This is a genomic window from Halomonas halophila, from assembly GCF_030406665.1.
Lineage (GTDB): Bacteria > Pseudomonadota > Gammaproteobacteria > Pseudomonadales > Halomonadaceae > Halomonas > Halomonas halophila.
Window position 1 is genome coordinate 2,358,543 of sequence record NZ_CP129121.1, and the last position, 17,940, is coordinate 2,376,482.

22 protein-coding genes are annotated in these 17,940 nt (G+C 67.8%); 4 read left to right on the forward strand and 18 right to left on the reverse strand.

Translation table 11 applies throughout. The features are described 5' to 3' along the window. Nucleotides 1-19 precede the first annotated feature (19 nt). The 8 genes from QWG60_RS10945 to zapE form a co-directional block, all read right to left on the reverse strand. Complete coding sequence (locus tag QWG60_RS10945; protein WP_107182410.1) at nucleotides 20-484, reverse strand: ClpXP protease specificity-enhancing factor; 465 nt, start codon at nucleotides 482-484, stop codon at nucleotides 20-22. A 55-nt stretch (nucleotides 485-539) separates the two neighbouring features. Further along, the gene (sspA, locus tag QWG60_RS10950; protein ID WP_035592439.1) at nucleotides 540-1,166 is read right to left on the reverse strand and encodes a stringent starvation protein SspA; all 627 of its coding nucleotides are present in this window, start codon (nucleotides 1,164-1,166) and stop codon (nucleotides 540-542) included. Between the two features lie 139 nt (nucleotides 1,167-1,305). Beyond that, a complete protein-coding gene (locus QWG60_RS10955) occupies nucleotides 1,306-2,073 on the reverse strand; it encodes a cytochrome c1 (RefSeq protein ID WP_146907352.1) in 768 nt (255 codons plus the stop codon). Continuing rightward, nucleotides 2,073-3,332 (reverse strand): cytochrome b, encoded by a 1,260-nt coding sequence (locus QWG60_RS10960; RefSeq protein ID WP_035592434.1) that lies wholly within the window; start codon nucleotides 3,330-3,332, stop codon nucleotides 2,073-2,075. Before QWG60_RS10960 ends, QWG60_RS10955 begins: the two co-directional genes overlap by 1 nt. After that, the gene (gene petA / locus QWG60_RS10965) at nucleotides 3,332-3,931 is read right to left on the reverse strand and encodes a ubiquinol-cytochrome c reductase iron-sulfur subunit (RefSeq protein WP_046079764.1); all 600 of its coding nucleotides are present in this window, start codon (nucleotides 3,929-3,931) and stop codon (nucleotides 3,332-3,334) included. Before petA ends, QWG60_RS10960 begins: the two co-directional genes overlap by 1 nt. Nucleotides 3,932-4,153: 222 nt before the next feature. Continuing rightward, nucleotides 4,154-4,543, reverse strand: coding sequence for a 30S ribosomal protein S9 (rpsI, locus tag QWG60_RS10970; RefSeq protein WP_035592430.1), 390 nt, complete (start codon nucleotides 4,541-4,543; stop codon nucleotides 4,154-4,156). 13 nt (nucleotides 4,544-4,556) lie between these two features. Next, nucleotides 4,557-4,985, reverse strand: a complete 429-nt coding sequence (gene rplM, locus QWG60_RS10975; RefSeq protein WP_016854409.1) for a 50S ribosomal protein L13 — start codon at nucleotides 4,983-4,985, stop codon at nucleotides 4,557-4,559. Nucleotides 4,986-5,226: 241 nt separating this feature from the next. After that, the gene (zapE, locus tag QWG60_RS10980) at nucleotides 5,227-6,384 is read right to left on the reverse strand and encodes a cell division protein ZapE (protein WP_246124611.1); all 1,158 of its coding nucleotides are present in this window, start codon (nucleotides 6,382-6,384) and stop codon (nucleotides 5,227-5,229) included. Between the two features lie 204 nt (nucleotides 6,385-6,588). On the opposite strand from zapE, the gene QWG60_RS10985 reads away from it, so the two are divergent. Beyond that, a complete protein-coding gene (locus tag QWG60_RS10985) occupies nucleotides 6,589-7,014 on the forward strand; it encodes a YhcB family protein (protein WP_160174894.1) in 426 nt (141 codons plus the stop codon). A 102-nt stretch (nucleotides 7,015-7,116) separates the two neighbouring features. Here the strand turns inward: QWG60_RS10985 and QWG60_RS10990 are convergent, their stop codons facing one another. Then, the gene (locus QWG60_RS10990) at nucleotides 7,117-7,878 is read right to left on the reverse strand and encodes a Nif3-like dinuclear metal center hexameric protein (RefSeq protein ID WP_035592426.1); all 762 of its coding nucleotides are present in this window, start codon (nucleotides 7,876-7,878) and stop codon (nucleotides 7,117-7,119) included. Nucleotides 7,879-7,978: 100 nt separating this feature from the next. Here QWG60_RS10990 and QWG60_RS10995 point away from each other — a divergent pair, with 100 nt between their 5' ends. Then, a complete protein-coding gene (locus QWG60_RS10995; RefSeq protein WP_046079767.1) occupies nucleotides 7,979-9,199 on the forward strand; it encodes a S1C family serine protease in 1,221 nt (406 codons plus the stop codon). 83 nt (nucleotides 9,200-9,282) lie between these two features. Here QWG60_RS10995 and hisD read toward each other — a convergent pair whose 3' ends face one another. The 9 genes from hisD to QWG60_RS11040 all read right to left on the reverse strand — a co-directional run bounded on the left by hisD (nucleotide 9,283) and on the right by QWG60_RS11040 (nucleotide 16,191). Beyond that, a complete protein-coding gene (gene hisD, locus QWG60_RS11000; protein WP_046079768.1) occupies nucleotides 9,283-10,605 on the reverse strand; it encodes a histidinol dehydrogenase in 1,323 nt (440 codons plus the stop codon). 34 nt (nucleotides 10,606-10,639) lie between these two features. Continuing rightward, nucleotides 10,640-11,293, reverse strand: a complete 654-nt coding sequence (gene hisG, locus QWG60_RS11005) for an ATP phosphoribosyltransferase (protein ID WP_035592422.1) — start codon at nucleotides 11,291-11,293, stop codon at nucleotides 10,640-10,642. Nucleotides 11,294-11,312: 19 nt separating this feature from the next. Further along, entirely contained in the window at nucleotides 11,313-12,575 is a 1,263-nt protein-coding gene (murA, locus tag QWG60_RS11010; protein ID WP_046079769.1) for a UDP-N-acetylglucosamine 1-carboxyvinyltransferase, read from the reverse strand. 13 nt (nucleotides 12,576-12,588) lie between these two features. Beyond that, the gene (locus QWG60_RS11015) at nucleotides 12,589-12,843 is read right to left on the reverse strand and encodes a BolA family protein (protein WP_016854417.1); all 255 of its coding nucleotides are present in this window, start codon (nucleotides 12,841-12,843) and stop codon (nucleotides 12,589-12,591) included. Nucleotides 12,844-13,076: 233 nt separating this feature from the next. Beyond that, on the reverse strand, nucleotides 13,077-13,424 hold the full coding sequence (locus tag QWG60_RS11020; protein ID WP_046079770.1) for an STAS domain-containing protein: 348 nt from the start codon (nucleotides 13,422-13,424) through the stop codon (nucleotides 13,077-13,079). Beyond that, nucleotides 13,421-14,077, reverse strand: coding sequence for an MlaC/ttg2D family ABC transporter substrate-binding protein (locus QWG60_RS11025; protein ID WP_046079771.1), 657 nt, complete (start codon nucleotides 14,075-14,077; stop codon nucleotides 13,421-13,423). Before QWG60_RS11025 ends, QWG60_RS11020 begins: the two co-directional genes overlap by 4 nt. A gap of 5 nt (nucleotides 14,078-14,082) precedes the next feature. Further along, entirely contained in the window at nucleotides 14,083-14,547 is a 465-nt protein-coding gene (gene mlaD, locus QWG60_RS11030) for an outer membrane lipid asymmetry maintenance protein MlaD (RefSeq protein WP_035592413.1), read from the reverse strand. A 52-nt stretch (nucleotides 14,548-14,599) separates the two neighbouring features. Further along, nucleotides 14,600-15,382, reverse strand: coding sequence for a lipid asymmetry maintenance ABC transporter permease subunit MlaE (gene mlaE / locus QWG60_RS11035; protein ID WP_035592411.1), 783 nt, complete (start codon nucleotides 15,380-15,382; stop codon nucleotides 14,600-14,602). Beyond that, nucleotides 15,379-16,191: an ATP-binding cassette domain-containing protein gene (locus QWG60_RS11040; RefSeq protein WP_046079772.1), complete on the reverse strand. Its 813-nt coding sequence runs from the start codon at nucleotides 16,189-16,191 to the stop codon at nucleotides 15,379-15,381. Before QWG60_RS11040 ends, mlaE begins: the two co-directional genes overlap by 4 nt. Nucleotides 16,192-16,379: 188 nt before the next feature. Here QWG60_RS11040 and QWG60_RS11045 point away from each other — a divergent pair, with 188 nt between their 5' ends. Then, on the forward strand, nucleotides 16,380-17,366 hold the full coding sequence (locus QWG60_RS11045; RefSeq protein WP_035592405.1) for a KpsF/GutQ family sugar-phosphate isomerase: 987 nt from the start codon (nucleotides 16,380-16,382) through the stop codon (nucleotides 17,364-17,366). A 14-nt stretch (nucleotides 17,367-17,380) separates the two neighbouring features. Further along, a complete protein-coding gene (locus QWG60_RS11050) occupies nucleotides 17,381-17,938 on the forward strand; it encodes a KdsC family phosphatase (protein ID WP_146907350.1) in 558 nt (185 codons plus the stop codon). Nucleotides 17,939-17,940 lie beyond the last annotated feature (2 nt).

A 17,940-nucleotide genomic window follows, 5' to 3' on the forward strand; every position in this document is an offset into this window, starting at 1 on the left:
TGGCGGCGGGAACGACGCGCTACTTGACCACGCGCAGCGAGGGACGCCCCTTCTTCGGCGCCTGCTCCGGCTCGCCGCCGGCATCGCCATCGTCGCTGTCGACGCTGGACAGCCCCGGCGCCTCGTCCTCCGACGCCTCCTCGACCACGTCATTGGCATCATCGGCCGGCATCACCGGCTCATGACCGAACACCATGCCGACGCCGTTCTCGCGGGCATAGATCGCGATCAGCGCCTCGATCGGCACCATGATCTGGGTCGGCTTGCCGCCGAAGCGTGCCGAGAAGGCGATGGCCTCGTTGGTCATCGACAGGTCGCGGATCGCGCTGACGCCGAGGTTGAGCACGATCTGGCCGTTCTGCACGAACTGGCGCGGCACCTCGACGCCCGCCTGCTCGGCATCGACCACGATGTAGGGCGTCAGCTCGTTGTCCAGCAGCCACTCGTACAGGGCCCGCGCGATATAGGGACGACTCGATTGCATCGATTGGCCCTCCAGAAAAGCGGCCCCGGCGCGACGCCGGGGCGTGAAAGAACGATCAGGGACGCATCTCGCGCTCGGCTTCGCTCAGCGAGGCCCGGAAGCCGTCGCGATCGAAGACGCGCTCCATGTAGCCCATCAGCGGCTTGATCTGCTTCTCCGGCATCTCGATGCCGAGCGCCGGCAGACGCCACAGGATCGGTGCCAGGCAGCAGTCCACCAGGGTGAACTCCTCGCTCATGAAGAACGGCATGTCCTCGAAGATCGGCGAGATGCCGACCAGGCTCTCGCGCAACTCCTTGCGCGCCTTCTCGGCTTCCTTCTTGGTGCCGTTCTGGATCTGCTCGACCAGCGGGCACCACTCGCGCTCGATGCGATGCATCCACAGCCGGCTCTGGGCCCGGGCGACCGGATAGACCGGCAGCAGCGGCGGATGCGGGAACCGCTCGTCGAGGTACTCCATCATCACCTTGGACTCGTAGAGCACCAGGTCCCGGTCAAGCAGCGTGGGCACGCTGTTGTAGGGGTTGAGATCGGCGAGCTCCTCGGGGTGGCTCTCCTCGGTGACCTCGACGATATCCACCGCCACCCCTTTCTCGGCGAGCACGATACGTACCCGATGACTGTAATGATCATCGCCCCCGGAATAGAAGATCATCGACGACCGCTTGGCCACTACACCCATGAAACAATCCTCGCATCAGTTCGTGGCGGGATGATAACACGACGCACCCCATCTCGGGGCGTCGTGTGGCGTCCCGCTATCGCCACGGCACACGACGCGGGCGCATGGCCGAAGCCATGCGCCCGCGCGGCCGGATTCGTCAGTGAATGTCGCGCCAGTACTCGCGCTTGAGCAGATAGGCAATGATGCCGAAGACGAAGATGAAGATCAGCACCTTGGGCGCCAGCGCCTCGGCCTTGAGCCGCGACGGCTCGCCGACATAGGCCAGGAAGTTGGTCAGGTCATAGACCGCCTCCTCGAACTCGCCGGACTCCATGGCGCCGGGCTGGGTCACCTGCAGCACCTCACAGGACTGATACTTGCCGGTCAGCGGATCAAGCTCGGCCCCCTCGACGGGATGCTCGCTGGCGGCGCAGACCTTCTCCTGCACGCCCTGCAGCGGCTCGAGCACGTTGGGCATCGCCACCAGCGGAAAGACCTGGTTGTTGACGCCGGTGGGCCGTGACGGATCGCGATAGAAGCCGAGCAGATAGGAGTAGATCCAGTCGGTGCCGCGCAGCCGCGCCTCCAGGGTCAGATCCGGCGGCGCCGCGCCGAACCAGTCCTCGCCATCCTCCGCCGACATCGCATTGTGCATCTGGTCGTTGAAGCCCACCGACTCGGCGAAGATCAGGTTGTCCTCCACCAGCCCCTGAGGCATGCCCAGATCCTCCGCCGCGCGGGAGAAGCGCTGATACTGCAGGGAGTGACACCCCATGCAGTAGTTGACGAACAGCTTCATGCCACGCTGCAGCGATGCTCGATCGTGCAGGTCGGGGGTCATCTCCTGCAGATGGGCGCCACCTACGGCGGCGAACCCGAGCATCGGAAGCAGGGCCAGGATCAGAGCCAGCAGTCCCTTTTTCATCAGCCAGTCACCCTTTCCGGAACGGGTTTGGTCTTCTCCCAGCGGCTGTAGAACGGCATCAGCAGGAAGAAGGCGAAGTAGAGCACGGTACACAGCTGGGCCAGCGCCGTGCGCGCAGCGGTCGGCGGCAGCACCCCGAGCACCCCGAGCACGATGAAGCTCACCGCGAACAGCGCCAGCATCAGCTTCGAGATCCAGCCCTTGTAGCGAATCGAACGCACCGGGCTGCGGTCCAGCCAGGGCAGCACGAACAGCACCGCGATGGCCGCGCCCATGCACACCACGCCGAGGAACTTGGCGTCGAGGCCGAACAGCGAGAAATTGATCGCGCGCAGGATTGCGTAGAAGGGCGTGAAGTACCACACCGGCGCGATGTGATCCGGCGTCTTCAACGGATTCGCCGGCTCGAAGTTCGGCTTCTCGAGGAAGTACCCGCCGCCTTCCGGGAAGTAGAAGATCACCGCACAGAACACGAACAGGAAGACCGCCACGCCGACGATGTCCTTGACGGTGTAGTAGGGATGAAAGGGAATCCCGTCCAGCGGCTTGCCGCTCTCGTCCTTCTTGGCCTTGATGTCGATGCCGTCGGGATTGTTCGAGCCGACCTCGTGCAGGGCGATGATGTGCAGCACCACCAGCGCCAGGATCACGATCGGCAGCGCCACCACGTGCAGGGCGAAGAAGCGGTTCAGGGTGATGCCGGAGATCAGGTAGTCGCCGCGTACCCACTGGGCCAGGTCCGGCCCGATGGCAGGAATGGCCGAGAACAGCGAGATGATCACCTGGGCGCCCCAGTAGGACATCTGCCCCCAGGGCAACAGGTAGCCCATGAAGGCCTCGGCCATCAGCGCCAGGTAGATCGCCATGCCGAAGATCCACACCAGCTCCCGGGGCGCCTTGTAGGAGCCGTAGAGCAGGCCGCGGAACATGTGCAGGTAGACCACGACGAAGAACGCCGAGGCGCCGGTGGAGTGCATGTAGCGGATCAGCCAGCCCCACTCCACGTCGCGCATGATGTATTCCACCGAGGCAAAGGCGCCCTCGGCGGAAGGATTGAAGCTCATGGTCAACCAGACGCCGGTGAGGATCTGGTTGACCAGCACCAGCAGCGCCAGCGAGCCGAAGAAGTACCAGAAGTTGAAGTTCTTCGGCGCGTAGTACTTCGACAGGTGCTCCTGCCACATCTGGGTGGCGGGAAAGCGATCGTCGACCCAGCGCATGACGCCGCGCTCCGCCTTGGGCTTATCGGGGTTCGCCATCAGGCCGTCTCCTCATCCTCACCGACGACGATGACGTCGTCACTCTCGAAGCGATACGGGGGCACCTCCAGATTCAGCGGTGCCGGCACGTTGGCGAATACGCGACCCGCCAGATCGAAGCGCGACCCGTGACAGGGGCAGAAGAAACCGCCCGGCCAGTCGGCGACGCCGACATCGTCGGCCCCGGGGTCCGGCTTGAACAGCGGCGAGCAGCCCAGATGGGTGCAGATACCGACCAGCACCCCGATCTCGGGGCGAATGGACCGCATCGTGCCATCGGCATAGCCGGGTTGCTGGGGCTCCTCGGAGCCGGGGTCGGCCAGCAGATCACCGCCGAGCGCCTCGGTGCGCTCGATCATTTCGGGCGTCCGGTAGAGTACCCACACCGGGCGCCCACGCCATTCGACGGTCATGCGCTGACCGGGCTCGAGCTTGGAGATATCCGCCTTGACCGGCGCACCGGCGGCACGCGCCCGGGCACTCGGTTGCCAGGAGGACAAGAAGGGAACCGCGACCCCGACCGCGCCCGCCGCACCCACGACGGAGGTAGCGCCCACGAGGAAACGGCGTCGCCCCTTGTTCACGCCGCTGTCTGCCATTGTTGGTATTCTCCCATCAGCGATTTGCCCGCCATTGCTGCGCGAGCCACCAGAGCCGCGACCACAGGGGGTGAGGAATGCTAACCATGGTAGGTAAAGGGGCCACCCTTCACAACACGCCGCGGCCGACCGGCAGCGGCAAGACGCCAATCTCTTGACCTCGCACAAAAAAAACGCCCGGGTCCTGAGGACCCGGGCGTTCTTGACGAGGCTCGTCGCAGATCAGCGCTTGGAGAACTGCGGACGACGACGGGCCTTGCGCAGACCGATCTTCTTACGCTCGACTTCACGGGCGTCACGGGTGACGTAACCGGCTTCACGCAGCGGCTTGCGGAAGTCTTCGTTGTACTGCATCAGGGCGCGAGTGAGGCCGTGACGAATGGCGCCGGCCTGGGCGCTGCCACCGCCGCCCTTGACGGTCACGTAGACGTCGAACTGGCCGAGGGTCTCGGTCAGCTCGAGCGGCTGACGGACGACCATGCGACCGGTGACACGGCCGAAGAACTCGTCCAGATCACGGTTGTTGACGGTGATCTTGCCAGTGCCCGGCTTCAGGAAGACGCGGGCGGTAGAGGTCTTGCGGCGACCGGTACCGTAATACTGCTGTGTCATGGCGAAAGCTCCCTCAGATGTTCAGTTCTTGCGGCTGCTGCGCGGCGTGCGGATGCTCGGTGCCGGCGTAGACCTTGAGCTTGGAGTACATGGCACGACCCAGCGGGCCTTTCGGGAGCATGCCCTTGACCGCGGACTCGATGACGCGCTCCGGTGCGTGAGCGATCATCTTCTCGAAGTTCATGGAGCGCAGGCCACCCGGGTAACCGGTGTGACGATAGTAGTTCTTGGCGCTCGCCTTGTTGCCGGTGACATGCACCTTCTCGGCGTTGATCACGACGATGTAGTCGCCAGTGTCAACGTGCGGGGTGTATTCCGGCTTGTGCTTGCCACGCAGGCGGCGAGCGATCTCGGTGGCCAGACGGCCCAGAGTCTTGTCCGCAGCGTCGACGACGTACCAGTCGCGCTGGACGGACTGCGGCTTGGCAGTGAACGTCTTCATGGGTGAATCACCAAATCGATGTATTGGGTCCTGCCCCGGCTCGGCGGTTCGGACCATCCCTATTTTTCTTGGTTGCCGTCCGCGGACGACAACGGTCAAGCGCGCGAATTCTACACGCCCCAGACCGGCAAGGCAATGACGCACAAGCTGGAAAACAGCATGCCCCCTTCGTCACGGAGGAAAGAAAGGGGGGGCTTCCGGCTTCAAGCTCAAGGCTTACAGCTCCCGGCCAGAGGCCGGGTCAGGGCTTGTGCGGCAGGGCCAGATACTCCCTCGACTGCATCTCCTGGAGGCGCGAGAGGGTCCGCTCGAACTCGAACTCCAGCTTGCCGTCGCGATAGAGCCGCTCGGCCGGCGCTTCGGCGGACATCAGCAGCTTGACGCCGCGGTCGTAGAACTCGTCGACCATGTTGATGAAGCGCCGGGCCTGGTCGTCGCTGGCGCCGTCCATGCACGGCACGCTGGAGACCAGCACGGTGTGGTACTCGCGAGCCAGCTCGATGTAGTCGTTCTGACTGCGCGGGCCGTCGCAGAGCTCGTCGAACGCGAACCACACCACGTCGTCATGCAGCCGCCGGCTGTGCAGCACCCGATGATTGATCTCGATCGGCGCCCCGTCCTCGCCCTCGTGGCCGGCGATCTCGCGGAAGCTGCGTGACAGCTCGGCCTCGGCGGCCTCGTCCAGCGGCGAATGAAAGATCTCGGCGCGTTCCAGGGCGCGCAGTCGGTAGTCGATGCCGGAGTCGACGTTGACCACCTCGCAGTGACGCTCCAGCAGGTCAATCGCCGGCAGGAAGCGCGCGCGCTGCAGGCCATCCTTGTAGAGGTCGGCCGGCACGATGTTGGAGGTCGCCACCAGCACCACCCCGCGGGCGAACAGCGCCTCGAGCAGGTTGGCCAGGATCATGGCGTCGGTGATGTCCTTGACGAAGAACTCGTCGAAACAGATCACCCGCGCCTCGGCGGCGAACTTGTCGGCCACGAGGGTCAGCGGGTTCTTCTCGCCCTTGTAGTGCTCGAGTTCGTTGTGCACCCGCTGCATGAAACGGTGAAAGTGGGTGCGCATCTTCTCGGGAAAGGGCAGCGCCTCGAAGAAGGTGTCCACCAGGTAGGTCTTGCCCCGCCCGACACCGCCCCAGAAATAGAGCCCGGTCACCTCCGGCAGTGCCGGTGCCTCGGGCTCGCCGCGGCGGCCGAACAGCCCGGCCATCCGCGACTTCAGCCCCTTGCCCGCCGACGCCGGCCGAGCATACTCGCGCGGCTTGGCCAGCAGGTCGTCAAACAGGCGCTGCAGGTGCGTCACGGCCTGTTCCTGGGCGGGATCGAAGGCGAAATCGGCGCGCTCGAGATCGGCGCGATAGCGGCCCATCGGGGTGTTCGGCTCGGCGGCGGTCGGCATCCTGTGACGCTCGCTCATGGACATGGGGGCGACGGTCCTCGGCATCCGGTGAAAGAGGGGCATTATACCCACCGGGGCGTCGCTTGGCATCGCCGGCCGGCCGTTGACCCCGGCATCTGCCTCGGCCCTATAATGGGCCGCCGGCCCGCCCGGCGCTGGAGCCGGCCGCCGATGCCGAGCCGAGAGACCGCTCAGGAGAACGATGTGGAATTAAGCAATATCAACTGGATGCTGGGCGCCGCTTGCCTGCTGGCCGGGATCGGCCTCGGCGTGATGGGCTACCACCTGATGAATGCGGGCGCACGCAACGTGCAGATGTTGCGCCAGCGCCTCGCCGAACGCGACCGCCAGCTGGCCGAACTTCGCGACGGCGTCGGCGATCACGTCGAGCGTCTCGGCAGCCTCGCCGCCGCGCTGAACAAGGAAGTGAGCGAGGCCAGCAGCCGGCTGGGGGCCGAAGCCCCGCAGCGCGCCGACCTGGCCGCCGCCACGCCCACGACGCCCGAGGTCGAAAGCGACGACGATGTCGCCGCCCCCCGCGACTACGCCGATGGCAACCGCGGCACCCTCTCGGAGGACTTCGGCCTCAAGCAGAACGACGCCGACGCGCCCCAGCCACCCCGCTACTGAGGCCCTCCCGGCGCCCGATCCGGGAACCCGCCACGAACACGAAGACGCCGCCCATGGCTCGAGCTCCATGGGCGGCGTCTTCGCGTCCACGCCCCGCCGCCGTCAGGCGGGGTTGTCGATATCCACGAAGCGATGCTCGATGCCGAACTCCGCGGCGAGGCGTTCGCCCAATGCCTGGACGCCGTAGCGCTCGGTGGCGTGATGCCCCGCCGCCAGGTAGTGGATGCCCAGCTCCCGCGCCAGGTGCGTGGTGCGCTCCGAGATCTCGCCGGAGATGAAGGCATCGGCCCCGGCCGCCGCGGCCTCGGCGATCATGTCCTGGGCCCCACCGGTGCACCAGGCCACGCGCCGGACCTCGCCGCCGCCGGGCGCCTCGACCAGCAGCGGCTCGCGACCCAGCCGCTCACCGACATGCTCGGCCAGCGCCGCCGCGCTCATCGGCACGGAAGGCCGCCCCCGCCAGATCAGCCCCTCGCCGAGCTCGCCGTCGGCGCAGCCTTCCGCCACGAAGCCCAGCCGCTCGCCCAAGCGGGCGTTGTTGCCGAGCTCGGCATGGGCGTCCAGCGGCAGGTGATAGGCCAGCAGGCCGATGTCATGAGCCAGCAGGGTCGCCAGCCGGCGACGCTTCATGCCGGTGACCGCCACCGGCTCGTTCTTCCAGAAATAGCCATGGTGCACCAGCAGCAGATCGGCGTCCCAGGCCACCGCCTGGTCGAGCAGTGCCTGGCAGGCGGTGACGCCGCTCATCACCCGAGCGACCCGCTCGCGGCCTTCGACCTGCAGGCCGTTGAGGGTGTAGTCCTTGAATCGCGCCGGTGACAGCAGCCGATCGCAGGCCGCCACCAGTTCCGTGGATGTCGTCATGAAGCCTCCGGACGGTTCACGCATGCAATGTTACAATTCGAGCCATTCTAAACCGCCGCCCCGCCACCCTGCGACCACGCACCAGAAGGAAGCCCGCCGCATGCGACGCGCCCTCCCCTATGTCTGGCCCATCCTGATCGGCCTGCTGCTGGCCATCGTGCTGCTCAACGCCTTCCCGCGACTGGTGGGTCGCCAGGCCACGCCGCCCGTCGCCACCTCGCCGCCCCCGCTGCAGACCGCCGACGAGGTCGAGCGGCCGGCCCCCAGCCTGCGCGAAGCCCCGCCCATGGAACGCGGCGAAGGCCCGGCCAGCTACGCAAGCGCCGTGGCACAGGCCGCCCCGGCGGTGGTCAACGTCTATTCCTCGCGGGTGGTGGAGCGCGACAGTCATCCGCTGATGTCCGATCCCTTCTTCCGCCAGTTCTTCGGCGATGACGCTCCGCGCCGCCAGCGCATGCTGTCGAGCCTGGGCTCGGGGGTGATCGTCAGCGCCGACGGCTATGTGCTGACCAACCACCACGTGATCCGCGGCGCCGACCAGATCCAGGTGGCACTGCGCGACGGCCGCGAGACCCTGGCCGAGGTCATCGGCACCGACCCCGAGAGCGACCTGGCGGTGCTGCGCATCGACCTCGACGACCTGCCGGTCATCGAGCTGTCCGACTCGGACCAGGCGGCGATCGGCGACGTGGCGCTGGCCATCGGCAATCCCTTCGGCGTCGGCCAGACCGTGACCATGGGTATCGTCAGCGCCACCGGCCGCAGCCACCTGGGGCTCAACGCCTACGAGGACTTCATCCAGACCGATGCCGCCATCAACCCGGGCAACTCCGGCGGCGCCCTGATCAATCCGGACGGCGCACTGGTCGGCATCAACACCGCCATCTTCTCGCGCTCCGGCGGCTCCCAGGGCATCGGCTTCGCCATCCCCGCCAACCTGGCACGCAGCATCCTCGAGCAGATCGTCACCCAGGGCCGGGTGGTGCGCGGCTGGCTGGGCGTCGAGGCCCAGGAGCTCAACCCGGAGCTGGCCGCCTCCTTCGGCCTGGCGGCACCCACCGGCGTGATCATCGCCGGCGTAGTGCCCGACGGCCCGGCGGACGATGCCGGCCTGCAGCCCGGCGACGTGCTGCTCAAGGTGGATGGCAACCCGATTCTCGATCCGCGCCAGACCATGAGCGACATCGCCGACATCGCCCCCGGCACCGATCTGCCGGTGACGGTGGTGCGCGGCGGCGAGCCCCTGGAGATCACCCTCGAGGTCGCCGAGCGTCCCACGCCGTCGCGCCCGCTGTCCCTCGAGAAGCCCGACTCGCCCTGAGCGACACCCTTCCGCCGAAACGACCGCGGCCCCGTCGCTGACGGGGCCGCGGTCGTTGTTGCCTGGCAAGGCCCGAAGGGCCCTCAGTCGCGGATGCGGTACTCGGCGCTGCGGGCATGGGCGGTCAGCGACTCGCCGCGGGCCAGCACCGAGGCCGTGCGGCCCAGGGTCGAGGCGCCCTCGGCGGAGCAGCCGATCAGCGAGGAACGCTTCTGGAAGTCGTAGACGCCCAGCGGCGAGGAGAAGCGCGCCGTGCCGGAGGTCGGCAGCACGTGGTTGGGGCCGGCACAGTAGTCGCCCAGCGCCTCGGCGGTGTAGCGACCCATGAAGATGGCGCCGGCGTGGCGCACCTCGGGCAGCCAGTCCTGCGGGGCTTCCACCGACAGCTCCAGGTGCTCCGGGGCGATACGGTTGATCAGCGCCACCGCCTCGTCGCGGTCGCGGCAGTGGATCAGCGCGCCGCGCTCGGCCAGCGAGGTGCGGATGATCGCCTCGCGCTCCATGGTCGGCAGCAGCCGGGCCATGGCCTCGCCGACTGCCTCCAGGTGATCGCCGTCCCAGCTGACCAGGATCGACTGGGCGTCCTCGTCGTGCTCGGCCTGGGAGAACAGGTCCATGGCCAGCCAGTCGGCGTCGGTGCCGCCATCGGAGACCGCCAGGATCTCCGAGGGACCGGCGATCATGTCGATGCCGACCTGGCCGAACACCGCTCGCTTGGCGGTGGCCACGTAGATGTTGCCGGGGCCGACGATCTTGTCGACCCGCGGCACCGTCTCGGTGCCGTAGGCCAGCGCGGCCACGGCCTGAGCGCCGCCGATGGTGAAGACATGATCGACGCCCGCCAGGTGGGCGGCGGCCAGCACCAGCTCGTTGAGCACGCCATCCGGGGTCGGCACCACCATGACGATCTCGCCGACGCCGGCCACGTGAGCCGGCAGCGCGTTCATCAGCACCGAGGACGGATAGGCGGCCTTGCCGCCGGGCACGTAGATGCCGGCGCGGTCCAGCGGCATGACCTGCTGGCCGAGCACCGTGCCGTCATCTTCGGTGTACTGCCAGGATTCGGGCTTCTGGTGCTCGTGGTAGCGGCGCACCCGGTCGGCGGCGGTGGCCAGCGCCTCGCGCTGCGCCTCGGGCAGGCCATCGAAGGCCTGGCGCAGGCGATCCGGCCCCAGGGTCAGATCGGCCATGCTCGACGCCGAGAGGCGATCGAAGCGGTTGCTGGTCTCGACCACGGCAGCATCACCGCGGGTCTTCACGGCCTCGAGGATGTCGGCGACGCGGCGCTGGACCTCGTCATCGGACACGCCTTCCCAGGCCAGCAGGGCATCGAGGCGTGTCTCGAAGTCGGCGTCGGCGGTGGACAGACGCGCGATCTCGAGGCGGCCGGCGGACACTTCACTCATGACGATTGCTCTCCTCTCGGGGATGACCGGCCGCTCAGGCCGGCGCCTCGGCGCTGCGCCGCTCGACCGCCTCGCGCAGGCGGGCGATCAGCGGCTTGAGGCGGTCGTGCTTCATGGTCATGGCCGCCTTGTTGACCACCAGACGGGTGGAGATCGGCGCGATCAGCTCGCGCGGCTCCATGCCGTTGGCCCGCAGGGTGTTGCCGGTATCGACGATGTCGACGATCTCGTCGGCCAGGTTCATCAGCGGCGCCAGCTCCATGGCGCCGTAGAGCTTGATCACCTCGGCCTGGATGCCCTGCTCGGCGTAGTAGCGCTTGGCCACGTTGACGAACTTGGTGGCCACCCGACGCCGGGCGTGGGACGGCTCGGCACCGCTGACCCCCGCGGTCATCAGCTTGCAGCCGGCGATCTCGAGGTCCAGAGGCTCGTAGAGGCCCTCGGCCCCGTGCTCGAGCAGCACGTCCTTGCCCGCCACGCCCACGTCGGCGGCGCCGAGCTGGACGTAGGTGGGCACGTCGGTGGCGCGGATCACCACCAGCTTGACGTCCGGCAGGTTAGTGTCGAACAAGAGCTTGCGGCTGGCCCCCAGGTCCTCGGCGGGCGTGATGCCGGCCTCGGCCAGCAGCGGCAGGGTCTCGTCGAGAATGCGGCCCTTGGACAGGGCCAGAATCAGTTGCTTGCTCATGGTCTCGCCTGTTGTCGGCTCAGCCCGGAATGCGCCGGATCTTGGCGCCCAGCAGCTGCAGTTTTTCCTCGATGCACTCGTAGCCACGATCGATGTGGTAGATGCGGTCGACCAGCGTCTCGCCCTCGGCCATCATCGCCGCGATCACCAGCGACGCCGAGGCGCGCAGGTCGGTGGCCATGACCGGCGCACCGGACAGGCTCTCGACGCCGGTGATCACCGCGGTATTGCCCTCGAGCGCGATGCTCGCGCCCATGCGGTTGAGCTCCTGGACGTGCATGAAGCGGTTCTCGAAGATGGTCTCGACCACCCGGGCGGTGCCTTCGGCCACCGCGTTCAGGGCCACGAACTGGGCCTGCATGTCGGTGGGAAAGGCCGGATAGGGCGCGGTGCGCACGTTGACCGCCCTGGGCCGCTTGCCGTGCATGTCCAGCGCGATCCAGCCCTCGCCGGTGGTCACGGTGGCACCGGCCTCCTCGAGCTTGGCCAGCACCGCCTCGAGGATGTCGGCGCGGGTGTTGCGCACCTTCACCCTGCCCCGCGACAGCGCCGCGGCGACCAGGAAGGTGCCGGTCTCGATGCGGTCCGGCATCACGTCGTGCTCGGCGCCGTGCAGCCGCTCGACGCCCTCGACGACGATGGTGTCGGTGCCGTGGCCGCGAATGTTCGCGCCCATCTTGATCAGGCATTCGGCCAGGTCGGTGACCTCCGGCTCGCGGGCGGCGTTCTCGAGCACCGTGGTGCCCTCGGCCAGCACCGCGGCCATCAGCAGGTTCTCGGTGCCGGTGACGGTGACGGTGTCGAAGAAGATGGTCGCCCCCTTGAGGCGACCGTCGACCCGCGCGCGGATGTAGCCACCCTCGACGCGGATGTCGGCGCCCATGGCCTCGAGGCCGCGGATATGCAGATCGACCGGCCGGGAGCCGATGGCGCAACCGCCGGGCAGCGACACGTCGGCCTGGCCGAAGTGGGCCAGCAGCGGTCCGAGCACCAGGATCGAGGCGCGCATCTTCTTGACCAGCTCGTAGGGCGCGTGACAGTCGGTCACCTGGGCGCCGTCGAGCTGGATGCTCATGCGCTCGCCCATCACCGGCTGCACGCCCATGTGGCCGAGCAGCTCGAGGGTGGTGGTGATGTCCTGCAGGTGCGGCAGGTTCCCGATGGTCACCGGCTCGTCGGCCAGCAGGGTCGCGCAGAGAATCGGCAGGGCGGCGTTCTTGGCACCGCTGGCCCAGACCTCGCCATCGACGGGGCCGTTGCCGGTAATGATCAGCTTGTCCATGTCACCTCGAGCCTCAGGCCCCCTTGTTCTCGGCGGCACCCTGCCACTGCTCGGGCGTGTAGGTCTTGATGGTCACGGCATGCAGGGCGCCGGAGGCGATCTCGTCGGACAGCGCGCCGTAGATCAGCTGCTGTCGCTTGACCCGGGACAGCCCTTCGAACACCTCGCCGACGGCGACCACCTGGAAGTCGCAGCCCTCGCCCTGGATATGAAATTCGCAGCCATCGAGCCGGCTCTCGAGCAGCGCCTTGACCTCAGTGGGAAGCATCGAACCCTCGCTAGAAAATGGTTGATCCGTGAAAGCGCCACCGCGATGCGATGACGGGACGAACAGGCCGACCATGGTAATGAAAAGCGACGCCGTTGGCGACGTGCGCGTATGGCGACATGCGCGCCAGCCGACGAGTCTCGACACGATACGCCTGGTCATGACGAGCCTCGAAACACGAAGGGGCCGGGGCGACGCCCGTCGCTCCCGGCCCCTTGCCGTCATGGTGCCGCTCACGCTTCGGTGGCGTCGACGCTCGCCTCCACCGGCAGCAGGGTATCGACTCCGGCGACCTCGGTCAGCCGGGCCAGCGGCGGCGACAGCCGCACCGCCTCGAGAGTGAGGCCACCGGCCCGACTCTGGCGCGTCCACTCCAGCAGCACGCTGACCGCCGCACTGCTGACGCGCCCCACCCCGCCGAGATCGAAGACCACGCGGCTACCCTCGCTCTGGCTGGCAAGCCAGCGCTGGCCGGCGGCGGCAATCTCCGCGGCCCCGTCGAAGTCGACCTCGCCGGACACCGACAGCACCTCGCCATCGACCTCGAGGCGATTGGCACCGTTCTCCAGCAGCACGCTCATCCTGCCTCGCCCTGCTCCAGCTCGTCGACGGCGAGCTCCGGCGCCCAGCCATCGATCACGGCGTCGTAGTCGCGATTCTGGTCGCGCATCGCCTGATCGAACTGGTTGCGGAAGGTCAGCCCCAGGTTGATGCCGTTGACGATCACGTTGACCACCTTCCACTGGCCGTCATCCTGACGCAGCGAATAGCTCACCGGGTAGACGGTACCGTCACTGGCCACCACTTCCATCTCGACGCTGGCCTGGTCCTCGTAGCGGCCGGCATCCTGGTTGTCGAGCACGCGGATGTCCTGGTAATCGAAGGTCACCAGTCCCTTGGCATAGGTATCGATCAGCGTCTGACGGAAGGTGTCGACGAAGCGCGAGCGCTGCGACGGGGTGGCGTTGCGGAAATAGCGGCCCATGACGCTGGCGCCGATATAGCGGAAATCGGCCACCTGCTCGAGGCTGTCGTCGACCACGACCTCGAGCTCGTCGGGATGCTCGCGGTAGTAGTCCCGACGCCCCTCGATATCGCCCATCAGCTCGTCGATGCTGTCGCGGATCAACTGTTCCGGGGTGTTGGCCTGGGCGACCGCCGGCAGCGCCATCAGGCACATCACCAGGATCGTCATGGCGCCGACCAGGCGCCGGGAAAGGCTCGTTGCGTTCATCGGGTTCACTCCTTGGCCATGTTGGACACGAACTGCTGGATGAGCTCTTCCAGCACCAGGGCGGACTGGGTATCGCGCAGGCGATCGCCGTCCGCCAGCGTCTCGGGGGCGCCGCCCACCGACAGTCCCACGTACTGCTCGCCGAGCAGCCCCGAGGTAAGAATCGCGGCGGTGGTATCCTCGGGCAGCGCCCCTTCCAGCTCGTCGTCGAGCGTCAGCACCACCCGCGCGTCGTACCACTCCGTGTCGAGGTCGATGCTCTCGACCCGCCCCACCGTGACACCGGCCATGGTGACCCGGGCACGCGGCTTGAGACCGCCGACGTTGGCGAAGTTGGCCTCCAGGCGGAAGTCGTCGCCCGGGGGCGCGAGGCTCAGGCCGCTGACCCTCAGGGCGAGGAACAGGAGCCCCAGGATGCCGGCCAGCATGAACAGGCCGACTCCGAGTTCCATCGTCTTGCTGCGCTTCATTCCATGTCTCCACAAATCCGCGGCGGCCGACAGCCGCCATCATGCTTCCGCCTCAGGCGAGCCCGCCGAACATCAGGGCGGTCAGGACGAAATCCAGCCCCAGCACGGCCAGCGAGGCATAGACCACGGTGCGCGTGGTGGCGCGGGCGATGCCCTCCGACGTCGGCACCAGGGCGTAGCCCTGATAGACCGCAATCCAGGTCACCACCAGGGCGAACACCAGGCTCTTGATCAGGCCGTTGAGGATGTCATCGACGAATTCGACGCTGGCCTGCATGTTGCCCCAATAGGAGCCCTCGAAGACGCCCAGCCACTTCACGCCGACCAGCTCGCCGCCCCAGATGCCGATCACGCCGAAGCCGATGGTCAACAGCGGCAAGGCGACGAAACCGGCCCACAGGCGCGGGGCAACGACCCGGCGCAGCGGGTCGACGCCGATCATCTCCATGCTGGTGAGCTGCTCGGTGGCCTTCATCAGGCCGATCTCGGCGGTCAGCGCCGAGCCGGCACGGCCGGCGAACAGCAGCGCCGCCACCACCGGCGCCAGCTCGCGCAGCAGCGACAGCGCCACCATCTGGCCGAGCGCATCCTCGGCGCCGAAGTCGACCAGGATGGTGTAGCCCTGCAGGCCCAGCACCATGCCGATGAACAACCCCGACACCATCACGATGGCCAGCGACAGCACGCCCACGAAGTACATCTGGCGCAGCCACAGACGGATCCCTTCGCCGGAGGGCACGCCCACCGCCGACTGGACGAGCAGCAGCGTCGCCTGGCCGAGTCCCTCGGCGACGCCGAAGCCCAGGCGTCCCAGACGTTGAATCATCGCCATCATCTCGCGCCTCCCGTCCCCAGCAGGTCCTCATGGAAATCCCTGGCGGGATAGTGGAACGGCACCGGGCCGTCCGGCTCGCCGTGAACGAACTGGCTGACCCTGGGGTCGCGATCCACGTCGAGGCTCTGTGGCGTGCCCTGGGCCATCACCTGGCCGTCGGCGATCACGTAGACGTAGTCGGCGATGGACAGGGTCTCCTTGATATCGTGGGACACCACCACCGCGGTCAGCCCCAGGGCATCGTTGAGCCGGCGAATCAGCTGCACCAGCACGCCCATGGAGATGGGGTCCTGGCCGACGAAGGGCTCGTCGTAGAGGATCAGGTCCGGGTCCAGGGCGATCGCCCGGGCCAGCGCCACGCGCCGCGCCATGCCGCCGGAAAGCTCCGACGGCATCAGCGTTCGGGCGCCGCGCAGGCCCACCGCCTGAAGTTTCATCAGCACCAGGTCGCGGACCATCGATTCGGGAAGGTCGGTGTGCACGCGCAGCGGAAAGGCCACGTTCTCGAACACGTCGAGATCGGAGAACAGCGCCCCGCTCTGGAACAGCATGCCCATGCGCCGACGCATCCGGAACAGCGCCTTGCGCGACAGGGCGTGCACGTCCTCGCCGCCGATCATCACCCGACCGGCGTCAGGGGCGAGCTGGCCGCCGATCAGCTTGAGCAGGGTGGTCTTGCCGGTGCCGCTGGGTCCCATGATCGCGGTGATCTTGCCGCGTGGCACCGCCATGTCGAGGCCGCGGAAGATCTCCGTCTCTCCGCGAGAGAAGCGCAGGCCCTCCACCTCGATGAGGGGAGAATCGGTCATCCAATGAATTCCCTGATAGATTATCGAACATCGTATCCTAACCATCGACCGGGGCGCCAGCGCCGTCATGTGCCGGCTTGCGCAGCACGGCCTCAGCGGGTTCAATGAGCGCCCTCTTGCGTGGCCCGCCGGCGCCGAATCGGCCGTCCGCCCTTGAGCCCAACCCCGCGACAGGCAACAATCCTCCCATGACAGACGACACCTCCTCCCTCACCGGCCTGCTGGCCAGCGCCGAACGCACCCTGCGGCTGGAGCAGCAGGCCATCGGCGCCCTCGTCGCGCGCCTGGACGGCGACTTCGAGCGCGCCTGCGAGCTGATCCTGGCCTGTCGCGGCCGCGTGGTGGTCACCGGCATGGGCAAGTCCGGCCACATCGGCAGCAAGATCGCCGCCACCCTGGCCAGTACCGGTACCCCGTCCTTCTTCGTGCATCCGGGCGAAGCCAGCCACGGCGACCTGGGCATGATCACGCCGGGCGACGTGGTGCTGGCGCTGTCGAATTCCGGCGAGACCGCCGAGGTCACCGCCCTGCTGCCGCTGCTCAAGCGCCTCGGCACCCCGCTGATCAGCATGACCGGGCGCCCCGGCTCGACCCTGGCTCGCCACGCCGAGGCCCACCTGGATGCCGGCGTCGAGCGCGAGGCCTGCCCGCTGGATCTGGCGCCCACCTCTTCGACCACCGCCGCCCTGGCACTGGGCGATGCCCTGGCCGTGGCGCTGCTCGAGAGCCGCGGCTTCACCGCCGAGGATTTCGCCCTCTCGCATCCCGGCGGCAGCCTCGGCAAGCGGCTGCTGCTCAAGGTCTCGGACCTGATGCATCAGGGCGCCCGCCTGCCGCAGGTCGCGCTGGGCAGCCCGCTGCGCGATGCGCTGCTGGAGATCACCCGCCAGGGCCTGGGCTTCACCTGCGTCATCGACCCCGAGGGCAGGCTGGCCGGGGTCTACACCGACGGCGACCTGCGCCGCACCCTGGATCAGTTCAGCGACCTGTCGTCGCTGACCGTGGATCAGGTGATGACGACCCCCGGCAAACGGACCTCGCCCGACACCCTGGCCGCCGAGGCCGTGCGGCTGATGGAGGACAACCGCATCACCGCCCTGGCCGTGGTCGACGATGACGGCCGCCCGGTGGGCGCGCTACACATGCATGACCTGCTGGCCAGCGGCGTCATCTGACCCAAGGAGATTCCATGCCCTTCGACGCCCCCCTGCTGAACCCGGACCTGGTCCAGCGCCTGCGACAGGTGCGCCTGCTGGCCCTGGACGTGGACGGCGTGTTGACCGACGGCCGCCTCTACTTCGATGCCGACGGCGACAGCCTCAAGGCCTTTCATACCCTCGACGGTCACGGCATCAAGCTGGTGCAGCGCGCCGGCATCCAGGTGGCGCTGATCACCGGCCGCGACTCGCCGATGGTCACTCGCCGCGCCAGCGCGCTCGGCATCCGGCATCTGCATCAGGGCATCGAGAAGAAGCTGCCGACGCTGCGCCAGCTGTGCCAAGACCTCGAACTCGACCTCTCCCAGGTCGCCTACTGCGGTGACGACCTGCCCGACCTGGCCCCGATCCATCGGGCCGGCGTCGGCATCAGCGTCCCCGGCGCGCCGAGCTACATCCGTCGGCACGCCGACTGGGTCACCGAACGCAAGGGCGGTCATGGCGCGGTTCGCGAGATCTGCGACACCCTGCTCCAGGCCCAGGACAGCCTGGACGCCGTGCTCGACACCTATCTGAACGGCCAGGACTGACG